Raw genomic sequence first — 12,470 nt, forward strand, 5'->3', positions numbered from 1 at the left:
GTTTTTATTTATAGCGCTGCAAATTGCTCCGTTTCATGCAATTCCCCGCATTCATACAACCACTGCTGATACACATAGCCTGCCAATACCAGGCGCGTCTCTTCCTCCATCTCATCAAAGATCAAACCGTGACGATAGACCTTGAGGGTTCCGCTCTCTGTTTGCATAACACTGCGTACCTTAGCGGGCGCTAAAATCACATGGTCTATGCCAGCAACAGAGACCCTGGCAGTCAAAAACACACTGTCACCAACAGTGGCCAGCGCCAAGGGAGACTCCACCGAAGCACCGGACAAACTCATGTCTACACACAGCGCCGTTTGTGACGCATGCGGATCAGCATCACCCTTGTCCAACAATAAATTCAGGTGAACAGGCACACGAGTGTGCTGACGAAACGGCACAGTATCCAGTGCCGTTGGATAGGCCAGTATCCAATGAGGAAAAGGCTCCGAACGCGCTTTAAGCAAACGCGATTTGAAGCTGATCAGCGTATTACCACACAGCAGTTTCACATTCAGCGAAACCCCTTCAGTCAGCAAAGGCTTGCGGCTTTTCGGCGCAGTCACAATCACCGCACTCTGGTCGTGCACACCCACCAGGCGCACTGAATAGCGCGCTTTGGGGAGCCGCGTTTCAAGGCGCACCGGTTCACCTGGACGTGGGCGTAATTGTGCCAGCGATATGACAGGTAGCACCCGCCGAGTGGCTAACTGACCCGATTGAGGTTTCAGACTGACTGGAGACATGAATTCACTTTTTAGCATCCGCGACCGGAAAACCCAGCGCTTTGAAAATTGACTGCTGATCTGTTGGCAGCTGCAGGGTTAAGGCGCTGAACTCGCGCCGGATTGGGTACTGCTTACGCAACTGATCAAAGGCGACCTTTTGCTGCTGCTCAGGCACACCCAAACTGGCGCGCAGCGCACGATCATCACGAAAAGGATCGTACAGCATTCGTACCGGCGGCAATAGACCTGCCTTTTCAGTTAACCGCATCTCCGCCACCTCGGCAAGCGGTAACAGTTGCGCAAAAGACTGCTGCACCCTAACACCGCTAAATGCACACCAGGCTTGATAGAGCATCCAGGTTCCGCGCAATTTACCTTCCAGCGAATAGCCGGCAATATGTGGTGTAGCAATTTTGACATGAGCTGCCAATGCCGGATTAACCGCTGGCTCATTTTCCCAGACATCCAGCACCAGTGTCAGATCATCACGCTGCTGTAGCAACTCAAGCAGTGCTCGATTATCAATCACCGGCCCGCGCCCGGCATTGATCAAAATTGAGCCAGGTTGCAGCATCGCCAGCGTTTCAGCCTGCAACAGGTGCCAGGTCGCATCCTCACCCGAATGGGTCAACGGCGTGTGCAGGCTGACAATATCAGCTTCACTTAACAACTGCTCCAGCGAACAAAAACGCGCCGCCTCATCGACTGACAAGGAGCGCTGTCTGGGCGGATCACATAGCAAGGTGCGGATTCCCAGCGCCTGCAGCCTGGTCGCCAGCCGTGAGCCGACATTACCGACACCGACGATGCCAACAGATCGGCCCCACAAATCAAAACCCTGCTCTTCAGCCAAATGCAGCAGTACACTGAGCACATACTCTACAACCGCATCGGCATTACAGCCCGGCGCACTACTGAATCCTATACCTAGCTCGGTCAGAGCCGCCAGATCGATATGATCGGTACCGATAGTGGCTGTGCCAACAAAACGTACCGAGGTACCTTGCAACAGTGCCCGATTAACAGGGGTGACCGAGCGTACCAACAGTACATCCGCATCCAGCAGATCATCACGGCAGATTGCCCGACCGGGGCGAGTATGCAGCTCTCCCAGCGGGGCAAACAGTGTTTGCAGCGCCGGAATATTTTCATCCGCAACAATTTTCAACGGGGCAGGCTTCAATAGACCTCCAAGACTTTACAACAAGGGCATTTTCAGGCTCAATTTCGCGCCATTATAAAACGTATCCCCTGTCCGGGTCATTGTTCCTCATCTATTCAGAAGAAAATCTGTGTTATTACGCTGGCAAAAACAGGCTGACTATTTTACTGTCAGCGTCTACCAGGATCTGGTTGGTGACTGGATTCTTACGCAAAGCTGGGGCAATTGCCTCAATGATGACAGTGAGTTCAGTCATACAGTACTGCCCTCTCTGCATGAAGCGGAAAAGTACGTAACCAAATTGCGCCTGAGTCTGATTAAAAACGGCTTCAGAGAACGCAGTGACAACGCCCCCTTACGGAGTATCTATGAGTAAAATCGAATACGCGGCCATGCCCGATGCCCAGGGCTATTTTGGTGAATATGGCGGACAAATTATTCCTCCTGAACTACAGCGCGTCATGAACGACATCGACAAGGCGTATGAAGAAATTCGCCGGATGCCCGAGTTTAAAAATGAATTAAAAATGCTGTTCGCTGATTACATTGGTCGCCCCAGTCCGATATTCCATGCGCGTAGACTGAGTGAAAAGCTGGGAGGTGCACAAATCTTCCTTAAGCGTGAAGACCTGAACCATACCGGCGCTCACAAAATCAATCACTGCTTAGGTGAAGCCCTACTGGCCAAGTACATGGGCAAAACCAAGGTAATTGCGGAAACAGGTGCTGGACAGCACGGTGTCGCACTGGCTACCGCCTGTGCCCTGGTAGGCATTCCCTGTGAAATTCACATGGGCCAGGTGGATATTGAAAAAGAACACCCCAATGTGGTCAAAATGAAAATTCTTGGCTGTACGCTGATTCCGGTCACACGAGGTACAGCAACACTGAAGGATGCTGTCGACAGCGCATTTGAGGAATACCTGAAAGATCCGGACAACTTTATTTATGCAATCGGTTCTGTGGTTGGCCCGCACCCTTTTCCGAAAATGGTCCGCGATTTCCAATCCATTATCGGCGAAGAAGCCCGCGAGCAGTTTATGACCCGTTTTGGCAAACTACCGGACTACCTGACAGCCTGTGTCGGCGGTGGTTGCAACTCCATTGGCCTGTTTACTGCCTTTCTCGGTGATGACTCAGTCAATATGGTGGGTGTTGAGCCAGCAGGTAAAGGTCTGGATACCGACCAACACTCAGCCACGCTGACATTAGGCAAACCCGGACAGATTCATGGCATGAAATGCTATGTACTGGAAACTGAAGATGGCCAGCCCATGCCGGTTCACTCTATAGCGTCGGGCCTGGATTATCCTGGCGTTGGGCCCCAGCATTCCTATCTGAAAGACCTGGGTCGGGTTCAGTATGAAACCGCAACCGATCAGGAATGCCTGGATGCCTTCCTGACACTGTCACGAGTGGAGGGCATCATTCCGGCACTGGAAAGCTCCCATGCTGTCGCCTGGGCCATTCGTACAGCACCGACACTCGCCCCTGAACAAACTATTCTGATAAACATTTCAGGACGGGGTGATAAAGACGCCGACTATGTTGCCGACCTGCTGGGTCTGTGACATCCAGATCATCTTCACCTGCCAACGATGCGACACTATGTCGCATCGTTTTCCCTACCATCCTCCGATAAACTGGCTTTCAACATGACCGATGATCAAACGCCCGACAAAGGCAAACCTAGCCGACAATGGATGTTACTGGTGTTGATTGCTCTGGTACTGCTGGCTCTGGTGGTATTGCCACAATGGGTCGATGAACAACGCACCGAAGACAGCGTGTTTATTCCCCCATTACCCTGTGATTTGCATCAGGGCGGCTGTATTGCTTCAGCTGGGAAACAGGTCTTGCAGCTCAATCTGTCGCCCAAGCCCCTGGTTTCCATGCAATCACTGAGCATTGAAGTCAGACTGCAACATTTCGACGCCAGACAGGTGATGTTAGATCTTCAGGGTGTAGAGATGTATATGGGACTGAACCAGACAGCGTTACAGCAAGATCCAGAACGCCCAGATGTCTGGCGTGGGACCACAGAGCTGGCTGTTTGTACTACAGGTGAAATGACCTGGCGTGCTATCGTCTATATTGATACTGCCGACACGCTATACTCAACACACTTTGATTTTGAAGCACGCTAGTCAAGGCAAGGAGATTTGATGAAAGCTATTCGTTATCTGCTATTGCTCAGCATTGCACTGGTGGCCGCTGTGATGTTCTATTTTCAACAGCAGCCAGAAGCACCCGAGCAGCGCGCTCTGGGTGGCAACATTGGTGGAGACTTTACCCTGATGTCAGCTGACGGGCCGGTTTCCCTGTCTGACTTTCAAGGTAAGGGTGTAGTGATCTATATAGGCTACACCTATTGTCCGGATGTCTGTCCCATGGCGCTGGCTACGCTCGGGCAAGCCTTACGCAATATGCCAGCAGAACAAAGTGAACAGATTCAGGGCATTTTTATTAGTGTAGACCCCGAGCGGGACACGCTGGAACACCTTGCCAACTATTCCAGTTTTTTCTCACCGCAGATTATTGGTGTCACCGGTGAAAAATCTGAGATTGACCAGGTCGTAAAGCAATACGGTGCCTTTTACCGCCGTGTCGAGATGCGTGACTCCGCCATGGAATATGCCGTGGATCACTCTTCACGTCTGTACCTAATCAATCCAGAAGGCAACCTTGAAGCGCTGGTTTCCCATAATTCCCCCCCCGATCAGTTGATGAATAACCTCAAGCAACTGATCGGAGAAAGCTAAAAAACCAGGAGTGTTGAACATGCGTAAACTCTGTTTTGCTAGTGCCCTGCTGTTTTCCTCTTTCAGCTTTGCGACTGAAAGTGTCAATATCCACGAGCCTTACGCCAGAGCGGTACCGCCAGGGCAACCCAACAGTGCCGCCTTTATGCAATTGGAAAATACCACCGAAACGGATCTGGCTGTAATTACCGCCCAATCCAGTGTTTCTGAAGTAGCAGAACTGCATACGCATACTGATGTGGATGGGGTGATGCAGATGCGTCAGGTTGAGAGTATTGCACTGCCTGCCGGTGAAACTACTGAGCTCAAGCCAGGTGGATTGCATATTATGTTGATTGGCCTGAAACAGCCCCTCGCTGACGGCGACCAGATCGACCTGACGCTGACCTTTTCAGATGGATCAGCTACAGAGCTGACACTACCTGTCCGTCATGTCATGCCGATGGGCATGGCTCATTAAGACATAAGCCTTCCTTAACACATCTTACAGCCACGTAGACGGGCGTCGAAGTGGCTGTATATCATTAGACAGGCTTCTTTTTCAGCCGCCTCGGATGTTTATAACTAATCTAACCCCTCTACTACAGAGGTAGACTATTGCAAGGTGTGACCACAAATAGCAGGCCACCATTAATCGGCTATGGTGGAGTTGACATTCAAATAAAAATAATTATCATTATATTACTTTTTTTAAAAAGCCAGCCACCAACCTCTCAGTACGGTAGCCAGCACATGCTGAATATTGTGAGAGAGAGTCTATGCAAACAAACCAAACTACCCGAAAGCGGGCATTATCCGTGGTTATCGCGAGCACTCCTTTGTGCTGTCGCAGATATAGTCCTCAGGTACCGCCACGGTCATTTTCAATTCCATGGCTGAGCTTAGCTCTTGTGCTTGGAGCATCGATTGCATTTCCGCTACTGGCAGAAGACGAACCCAGTTCCGATACCCCTTTCCAGATCGAAGATTTTGCGCCTGATAGTGGTCGCTACACTGTGACCGGAGGTATTGGCTACAACACATCAGACAGCAGGAATATCAATGTATCAACAACAGCCATTCCAATTGCTCATGGGTACGCGTTACTGTTACCAGAAGTCATCGTAGATGACCGTCGCCGAGACACACTATTTGCAACTTTAGGTCTACGGTATGCATTCAATCAGTCGTTAAATCTAAATTTAGGCCTTAAAGGAGATACATCTCGTAGCCTGATTCAAAATAATAATGAGACTAGCGCAGAGTATGACTCAGGCTGGCGCACTATCAGCGCAGGTTTTGATTATAGGTTTACTCAACTTTATGACCAACCTTATGTACTCGGGTTTGCTGAAATTGCAATTGCAGAAAGAAATGATGGAGCTACTGATTCAGGGAAAACGGCAACCTTCGGTGCTTCCAGTCACTGGGCATTTGACCCTGTAATCCTTTCTTTAACAGGAACCTACACCCATCTTAGATCCAGAAAAATCAAGGGAAAGCAGCAAAACCCGGGCGATATCTTCGGTATAGGAATGTCTATCGGGCTAGCTATGAATCCTGAAATAAGCTTTCGTGCAGGCGTTAATCAAAGTTTTCGTACGAACAGTAAAACGACAAACCAACAGGATTACTGGAATGCAAGTACGGCATTCACTCTTGGTTATGTTCAGCGACTGACGCCATCTTTAGCCATGAATATTAATGCTCAGGGTGGAGTGGCTGGTAATCACACAGCACAAATATCCACTAGCTTCACATGGCGACCCAATTAAGCTTTTACTCGATTATTTTTTCAACAGGAGGAAAAAATGAAAACACTACTAAAATCGACATATGGACTGCTATCTTTAGTCTGTTTAGCTATCTTAATATATGGAGGTCTAAGCTATGCTAATCAACCATTAGAGAGTAATTCTCAATCCAGGGATACTATCAATAATGGGCTATTTCAGAATCATCCGTCTATTATATCTGAAGAATTTTTACCCTCACCACTCACAGATGAATCTCTGAACTATCTTTTTGAATTTTCGGGTATGGGACAAGACCAATCAAATACCTTGAATCTTTCCTACCTGAATGAAAAACAAATGCTAGAAGCTGAAGGTAAATTCGGGCTTCCCGGTGCAATCGTTGGCGCTATTGGTGCTGGAGCAGGATATTATGGTCAAGCAATAGGTTCTGGAGAAGGTTCAGCAAGTGGTCTTGTCACAGCTGTTGGAGTTGGGGCTGGTACAGGATTTTTATTGGGCCCCGCAGGTAATACTACAGCATGGTCATTTCTCACGGGTATGGTAGGGTTCAACGCAGGTTTGGCTGGAGGATTGGGTCAGAGGGGCTGCAATAGCTGTCATTAACTATGTTTGAGTTCTGTAATTTCATAACCAAATTAGTGATCGGAATTTTATTAATACTCATACCATATGCGGCAACATTGTTTTACTACCGTCTAAAATGGAAATCATGGAGCCTACTAGAAATGCCATATTTTTTTATGTTACTGATTTTTCTCTCTAATTCACTTACGTTTTTTTGGGGATTTGGAGATATTGCGGTTAGTTATACATGTAACAAAGTCTTTGCAACGAATTAATGTATGAACACTAGAAACATCTACCTCCCTATTAATTACTGCGGAAAACTAGTATGAATGCTATCACCATTGCATTAGATTTAGCACGTCTTAGGGGGCATCCTATAAAGGATTATACTTTTCCATTTTGGCAAGCAGTTATACTTCTAACATTTATTGGAATTTCCTATGGACTTGATCCGTCGATAGGAATTCCTCTTATATATGCTATTATACTAGGCGTGTTAATTTATTGGTCTTGGTATTGGGTATGTAATTTTGTAATTTCCTGGTGGTTAAAACGCAGTAAACTATGGGATGGTCGTGGAGCACTTTCAAGGGTTATTATAGCTTCTTGGGGAATTGATATCTTGCTGCCGTTCTTGGGTTTAATGGGGATTCCAGGATTATTGTTAATACCCTTATGGCTATATACACTGTGGGTTATGGTAAATGCTATTTCTCACGCGACAGGTGTTAGTAAGGGATCCAGTATAATCGCTTGCCTTGCTGCTCTGCTAGTGTATTTATTTACTTTAGGGATGCTCGCTGCTATTACCATAGTAGCACTAGTCATGTCGGGTATTTTTCCGGCAGTCAATTCATGATAATACTTAATAAAATTTTATCATCAGCCATAATAGCCATGGTAATTTTTGCTCCCAATTATGCTTTTGCGGCGAATATCGTGACAGCCGATCGTTTCTTAGATCAACTACCCACACGCTCATGGAAAGATATTAGAGATCAGGATGTGGTTAAACAGCAGTTTGATTACTCATGTGGGGCAGCATCACTAGCGACTTTACTGGGTTATCATGGAGTAGAAACAAGTGAGTTAGAGATACTAGATAGAATAGGCTTAAAGGAAGCGTTTTCTTTTGCTGATCTTGCAAGAGTCGCCGAAGAGTATGGTTTTAAGCCTGTAGGCATAGCTATCGATTATACAGCACTCACTCAACTCAAAAGACCTGTTATTCTTTACCTGAACCACTGGGATGAGGGACATTTTTCTGTATTAAAAGGAGTTGACAATCATGGAGCTCTACTTGCTGATCCCTCTTGGGGGAATATTCATATGCGACGGGCACGATTTGAACGCTTCTGGTTACTAGACAATGAATCAGAAATATCAGGAAAGGTATTGGCGCTACTTCCACCATCCTACGGAGTTGAAGCTGACCCATTACTAGATCTAATCGAAAAGACAATGTTGATACCTCCACATGAACTATTTCAATGAAAAACACGTTAAAACTATCGCTTTGTCTATCTTTGCAGACGGAAAGTGCCATCTATGTGAAAAATCAAATGTATGGCTGATAGCCATTAGCCTGATTTTAATTTAGTTTAAGGCAGTTTCTGCCTCTGGAATGGATGCTACCTTTACAGGTGGTACATCTGGTCACCTCACGGATAAATCTACAATTTTGGATCGTTAGCATGTTTACATACCATTGCTTAAACTCGCAGACCGTAATAATTCAACGATACTTCAAGCTGAGCTACCAAGCCAACTCATTCGAGATATTAGCACATTCACTAAAAGCCTAAGCCTTCCTTAACACATCTTACAGCCACGTAGACGGGCGTCGAAGTGGCTGTATATCATTAGACAGGCTTCTTTTTCAGCCGCCTCGCCCAGATACTCGGTATGGTAGCGATCGATATACGTCAGCGTAAACAAGCCTGACTCTTCATCAAGCTGCACCCGATAGGATTTAAGTCCTACCTTATAAACACCCTGATACCTGGCTCTGATCAACTGCCCGTTGGCACTCAGCTCAAGCAGTGGCCACTGAAGCTCATCAGTAAGTAAGGCGGGAATCTTGAGGGGATTATCACTGTGCAGAGCCAGAAAAAACTCGGCCTGATCACGGGTATCAAAGACCCCCAGCACATAAGTTTTGTTTTGTGCCTGATCCAAGGCATACAGACACCAGGTGAATTCACCAGCCGACTCTGACAGTTGCACTAACCGATATTGCCAAACTGGATCGACAGAATCAGCCAGAGAGTCTCGGTGATCACAGCGAAAGCCTGACAGTAATGCTGGATGCACTAAAGGCATCCAGTCATCCCAGGGTGTAGTGTTAGTCTGCAAATTACGCATACCGACTCCGTGGCATTGAGGACATTATAGGGTTGCCGGGTCAAATCGACTGTAACACAAGCTCACCGGTGTCGCGTAAAACTGACACAAGGCCTCGCGCAGCCTGGCTGTGCGCTCAGGCAGCCCTTGCTGAATATACGCACCCACCTGTTGATACACGGCCTGCTTGAAGGCGGTATTATCAGTAGCTTCACCATTGAGATTATCGCTGCTGACACGAAAGCGAAAACCGGCTGCATCAGCCAATATCCACTCGGTTGCCTGAGGTTTCACCTCCACCAGTTCAAATGCCGCCTGCTGGGCGGCACTGCGACCATCCGGCTCATACCAGTAACCAAAGTCTTCTAGCAAACGACGTTGCGGACCGGCTATCAACCAGTGCGCAATTTCGTGCAAGCCACTACTGTAAAAACCATAGGCAAAATAAATGGCATGATAACTACGCTCGGCATCTGCCGGAAGGTAAATCGGCTCATCGTCACCACGTACCAGGCGGGTGTTATAGTCCACTTCAAAGCACTGATTAAAAATGCGGATCAAGTCCTCATAATCATGATCTGGCATCAGTTCAACACCTGCCAGGTATCATTGTTGAGCCACCAGCTACGTCCGTCACGCTTATCAATACGCACAGCAACATAGCCCTTGGTATCTGTGTCCGCACGCTGTATTTGCACCTCATAGCTTGAAGAACTCAAACTTGTTGTGTCACGTAATAACTGCCAGTTATTGTTATCTGCCAACCAGGCTTCTCCGGTCTGCGCATGAAAGCGTATCAGTATCCAGCCATTACGGGTGAAGGCGGTAGCAATCCGATAAGGGCCAGAGGATTCCGCCAACTGCGGTGACTGCATACTCATGGCTGAGAGCAACTGGGCCACGGCCTGATCAATCTGGTTGACAGTACTTTCGAGGTAGTCGGCATCCGCTTCCTCTTGACCCGCAACCGAAGGGCCCTGATGACGTTGAGGGTCTGACAGGCTTTGTAAGCGCGTCATATTCATCTGACTCTGCTCCAACGTTTGCTGCGTCAGAGAGCGTATCTGTATCACTTGTTCCTGCAACAGGGTTAAACGCCCGGTCAACTGATCCAGTTGATTTTGCAAACTACCCGACATATCACCCTGAGTGACCTGAATAGGTTCAATTGGCGCGCCTCCTAACTGTGCCGCCAATTCAGCACGCCCTTCCGAGCTATGAGGATCGACTAATTCAGGGTCTCCAGCCATCGGCTGTACATTGGCCTCGTTGCAACCGCTTAATAGCACCAGCGCAACGCCTGTCAATAGGATTTTTTTGAACATAACAGCCTCTGATCCTCGTAACTAATTCGTTAGCCATACTTGCTAGCCACTCTTGTTGACTAAACCCGTATATTCCAAAAAGGAATGAAAACTTAATATATTATTCTTTTGCCACTAATCTAAAACATGCTACTTTTCATAACACTCAAAACCACTAACATGGCTGGAAGGATAATGACTCTCAGTATTTTACTCCACAAGCGTGGCCTACATAAGCTTTTACTGGCGTCCATTTTTGCAGGAGTAGCTGGCTTGGCTCAGGCTGAAGCGCTTGCTCCGGCCCAAGTAGAGCTACTTGCAGGTGCCTGTGCCAACTGCCACGGTACTGATGGCAAATTTTCAGGCGCTATTCCTGCTATCGCCGGACGCCCAGTTACGGTTCTAGCTGCACAATTGCAAGCCTTCAAGCAAGGGCTACAGCCCAACACCACCGTCATGGACAGAATTGCCAAGGGTTATTCCGATGCAGAACTGTCAGCACTGGCTAATTATTTCGCCAATGTCGATAACCAATAACGGAGCCGGACATGAGTGATATCAAAAAACCTTTTTCAGCCTCACGCCGCCAGCTTTTAAAAGGCCTGGGTCTGGCATCCGTTCTTCCTGCCATTACAGCCTGCGCCGCAACGGTTACATCTGGCTCATCAGCCGGACGCGTCATTGTTATCGGCGGTGGTTTCGGCGGTGCGACCGCTGCCAAATACATCAAACGGGGTAACCCAGCCATTGATGTTACCCTGATTGAGCCCAATAAAACTTTTTACACCTGCCCCTTTTCCAACCTGGTACTCGCCGGTGAACGTCAACTCGACTCCATCGGGCACAACTACGAGGAGTTGAAGCAGGTCTATGGTGTCAAGGTCGTACACGCATTGGCGCAGGATATTGATCCGGTTGCTCACACAGTCAGTCTGTCCGATGGCCAAACATTGGGTTATGACAAACTGTTGATGTCACCCGGCATCGACATGCGCTGGAACGCCATTGAAGGCTATGATGAAGCCGCTGCAGAACTGGCCCCTCACGCGTGGAAGGCTGGTCCGCAAACGCTGTTGCTAAGACAGCAACTGGAAGCAATGCAGGATGGTGACACCTTTATCATGTCAGTGCCCGGCAACCCTTTCCGTTGCCCACCTGGACCTTACGAGCGCGCCAGCCTGGTTGCGCACTACTTGAAGCAACATAAGCCGCGCTCAAAAATCCTGATACTGGATGCCAAGGATAACTTCTCTAAACAGGGGCTGTTTACCGCTGGCTGGCAGAGCACTTATGGCGACATGATTGAATGGGTGGGGCTTTCCAACGACGGTCGTGTAGTCCGTGTAGATGCCGCTCGTCGTGAAGTAGAAACTGAATTTGGCACCCGACACAAAGCCGCTGCTCTCAACGTTATTCCACCACAAAAAGCCGGCTTTATCGCCGAGCGGGCTGGTGTAACCGATGCGACCGGCTGGGTACCGGTCAATCCGGTAACCTTTGAATCCGCCCAGGTAAAGGATATCTATGTGGTGGGTGATGCGACAGTGGCTGCCCCCATGCCAAAATCCGGTTTTGCCGCCAATGCACAAGGCAAAGTGGCTGCCAGCGCTATCGTTGCCGCACTGGCGGGCGTTAGCCCACTGGAACCTGTTTGGGCCAACACCTGCTACAGTCTGATCAACCCGGACTATGGTATCTCTGTAGCGGCTGTTTATAAGGTGGAAGACAATCAGATTATTTCAGTGGAAGGAGCCGGTGGTTTAAGTGCGGCTGAAGCCAGTGATGACATTCGCCGCTCTGAAGCCGCCTATGCGGTAGGCTGGTACAATGCCATTTCACAAGACACTTGGGGTACGCGGCGCTGA

At 48.4% G+C, this 12,470-nt stretch carries 16 protein-coding genes; 11 read left to right on the forward strand and 5 right to left on the reverse strand.

Going from position 1 to position 12,470, the window contains the following annotated elements; genetic code table 11:
* Positions 1-8: 8 nt before the first annotated feature.
* Together ACN0R1_RS07495 and pdxB are read right to left on the reverse strand one after the other, a co-directional pair.
* A complete protein-coding gene (locus tag ACN0R1_RS07495) occupies positions 9-749 on the reverse strand; it encodes a flagellar brake domain-containing protein (protein WP_417581469.1) in 741 nt (246 codons plus the stop codon).
* A gap of 4 nt (positions 750-753) precedes the next feature.
* Positions 754-1,914 carry a 4-phosphoerythronate dehydrogenase PdxB gene (pdxB, locus tag ACN0R1_RS07500; protein WP_417581471.1) on the reverse strand — a complete coding sequence of 387 codons (1,161 nt, stop codon included), beginning with the start codon at positions 1,912-1,914 and terminating at the stop codon, positions 754-756.
* Positions 1,915-2,023: 109 nt separating this feature from the next.
* On the opposite strand from pdxB, the gene ACN0R1_RS07505 reads away from it, so the two are divergent.
* From ACN0R1_RS07505 to ACN0R1_RS07545, 9 genes are all read left to right on the forward strand, one after another.
* A complete protein-coding gene (locus tag ACN0R1_RS07505) occupies positions 2,024-2,269 on the forward strand; it encodes a hypothetical protein (protein ID WP_417581473.1) in 246 nt (81 codons plus the stop codon).
* Positions 2,262-3,464 (forward strand): tryptophan synthase subunit beta, encoded by a 1,203-nt coding sequence (trpB, locus tag ACN0R1_RS07510; RefSeq protein ID WP_417581475.1) that lies wholly within the window; start codon positions 2,262-2,264, stop codon positions 3,462-3,464. The genes ACN0R1_RS07505 and trpB overlap by 8 nt, the downstream gene beginning before the upstream one ends.
* 84 nt (positions 3,465-3,548) lie before the next feature.
* A complete protein-coding gene (locus ACN0R1_RS07515) occupies positions 3,549-4,040 on the forward strand; it encodes a hypothetical protein (protein ID WP_417581477.1) in 492 nt (163 codons plus the stop codon).
* Positions 4,041-4,058: 18 nt separating this feature from the next.
* Complete coding sequence (locus tag ACN0R1_RS07520) at positions 4,059-4,655, forward strand: SCO family protein (RefSeq protein ID WP_417581479.1); 597 nt, start codon at positions 4,059-4,061, stop codon at positions 4,653-4,655.
* 19 nt (positions 4,656-4,674) lie between these two features.
* Positions 4,675-5,115 carry a copper chaperone PCu(A)C gene (locus ACN0R1_RS07525; RefSeq protein ID WP_417581481.1) on the forward strand — a complete coding sequence of 147 codons (441 nt, stop codon included), beginning with the start codon at positions 4,675-4,677 and terminating at the stop codon, positions 5,113-5,115.
* A gap of 430 nt (positions 5,116-5,545) precedes the next feature.
* Positions 5,546-6,409: a hypothetical protein gene (locus ACN0R1_RS07530; RefSeq protein ID WP_417581483.1), complete on the forward strand. Its 864-nt coding sequence runs from the start codon at positions 5,546-5,548 to the stop codon at positions 6,407-6,409.
* Between the two features lie 36 nt (positions 6,410-6,445).
* Entirely contained in the window at positions 6,446-6,994 is a 549-nt protein-coding gene (locus ACN0R1_RS07535) for a hypothetical protein (protein WP_417581485.1), read from the forward strand.
* Between the two features lie 289 nt (positions 6,995-7,283).
* On the forward strand, positions 7,284-7,817 hold the full coding sequence (locus ACN0R1_RS07540; protein WP_417581487.1) for a hypothetical protein: 534 nt from the start codon (positions 7,284-7,286) through the stop codon (positions 7,815-7,817).
* The gene (locus tag ACN0R1_RS07545) at positions 7,814-8,452 is read left to right on the forward strand and encodes a C39 family peptidase (protein WP_417581489.1); all 639 of its coding nucleotides are present in this window, start codon (positions 7,814-7,816) and stop codon (positions 8,450-8,452) included. The genes ACN0R1_RS07540 and ACN0R1_RS07545 overlap by 4 nt, the downstream gene beginning before the upstream one ends.
* Before the next feature lie 318 nt (positions 8,453-8,770).
* Here the strand turns inward: ACN0R1_RS07545 and ACN0R1_RS07550 are convergent, their stop codons facing one another.
* The 3 genes from ACN0R1_RS07550 to ACN0R1_RS07560 are packed head-to-tail and all read right to left on the reverse strand — an operon-like array spanning position 8,771 to position 10,626.
* Complete coding sequence (locus tag ACN0R1_RS07550) at positions 8,771-9,322, reverse strand: hypothetical protein (RefSeq protein ID WP_417581491.1); 552 nt, start codon at positions 9,320-9,322, stop codon at positions 8,771-8,773.
* 24 nt (positions 9,323-9,346) lie between these two features.
* Positions 9,347-9,886 (reverse strand): elongation factor P hydroxylase, encoded by a 540-nt coding sequence (locus ACN0R1_RS07555; RefSeq protein ID WP_417581493.1) that lies wholly within the window; start codon positions 9,884-9,886, stop codon positions 9,347-9,349.
* A complete protein-coding gene (locus tag ACN0R1_RS07560; RefSeq protein WP_417581495.1) occupies positions 9,886-10,626 on the reverse strand; it encodes a hypothetical protein in 741 nt (246 codons plus the stop codon). Before ACN0R1_RS07560 ends, ACN0R1_RS07555 begins: the two co-directional genes overlap by 1 nt.
* 174 nt (positions 10,627-10,800) lie before the next feature.
* Between ACN0R1_RS07560 and ACN0R1_RS07565 the strand changes: the two genes are divergently transcribed.
* On the forward strand, positions 10,801-11,142 hold the full coding sequence (locus tag ACN0R1_RS07565) for a c-type cytochrome (RefSeq protein WP_417581497.1): 342 nt from the start codon (positions 10,801-10,803) through the stop codon (positions 11,140-11,142).
* A gap of 11 nt (positions 11,143-11,153) precedes the next feature.
* Positions 11,154-12,470, forward strand: a complete 1,317-nt coding sequence (locus tag ACN0R1_RS07570; RefSeq protein ID WP_417581499.1) for an NAD(P)/FAD-dependent oxidoreductase — start codon at positions 11,154-11,156, stop codon at positions 12,468-12,470.

This window comes from Nitrincola sp. (assembly GCF_048264025.1).
GTDB lineage: Bacteria > Pseudomonadota > Gammaproteobacteria > Pseudomonadales > Balneatricaceae > Nitrincola.

What these genes read in the sequence shown, in the direction of transcription:
- ACN0R1_RS07495 (WP_417581469.1), bottom strand. Translation starts at nt 749, where the DNA reads ATGTCTCCAGTCAGTCTGAAACCTCAATCGGGTCAGTTAGCCACTCGG.
- ACN0R1_RS07540 (WP_417581487.1), top strand. Translation starts at nt 7,284, where the DNA reads ATGAATGCTATCACCATTGCATTAGATTTAGCACGTCTTAGGGGGCAT.
- trpB (WP_417581475.1), top strand. Translation starts at nt 2,262, where the DNA reads ATGAGTAAAATCGAATACGCGGCCATGCCCGATGCCCAGGGCTATTTT.
- ACN0R1_RS07565 (WP_417581497.1), top strand. Translation starts at nt 10,801, where the DNA reads ATGACTCTCAGTATTTTACTCCACAAGCGTGGCCTACATAAGCTTTTA.
- ACN0R1_RS07545 (WP_417581489.1), top strand. Translation starts at nt 7,814, where the DNA reads ATGATAATACTTAATAAAATTTTATCATCAGCCATAATAGCCATGGTA.
- ACN0R1_RS07520 (WP_417581479.1), top strand. Translation starts at nt 4,059, where the DNA reads ATGAAAGCTATTCGTTATCTGCTATTGCTCAGCATTGCACTGGTGGCC.
- ACN0R1_RS07515 (WP_417581477.1), top strand. Translation starts at nt 3,549, where the DNA reads ATGACCGATGATCAAACGCCCGACAAAGGCAAACCTAGCCGACAATGG.
- ACN0R1_RS07550 (WP_417581491.1), bottom strand. Translation starts at nt 9,322, where the DNA reads ATGCGTAATTTGCAGACTAACACTACACCCTGGGATGACTGGATGCCT.
- ACN0R1_RS07560 (WP_417581495.1), bottom strand. Translation starts at nt 10,626, where the DNA reads ATGTTCAAAAAAATCCTATTGACAGGCGTTGCGCTGGTGCTATTAAGC.
- ACN0R1_RS07555 (WP_417581493.1), bottom strand. Translation starts at nt 9,886, where the DNA reads ATGCCAGATCATGATTATGAGGACTTGATCCGCATTTTTAATCAGTGC.
- ACN0R1_RS07525 (WP_417581481.1), top strand. Translation starts at nt 4,675, where the DNA reads ATGCGTAAACTCTGTTTTGCTAGTGCCCTGCTGTTTTCCTCTTTCAGC.
- ACN0R1_RS07570 (WP_417581499.1), top strand. Translation starts at nt 11,154, where the DNA reads ATGAGTGATATCAAAAAACCTTTTTCAGCCTCACGCCGCCAGCTTTTA.
- ACN0R1_RS07535 (WP_417581485.1), top strand. Translation starts at nt 6,446, where the DNA reads ATGAAAACACTACTAAAATCGACATATGGACTGCTATCTTTAGTCTGT.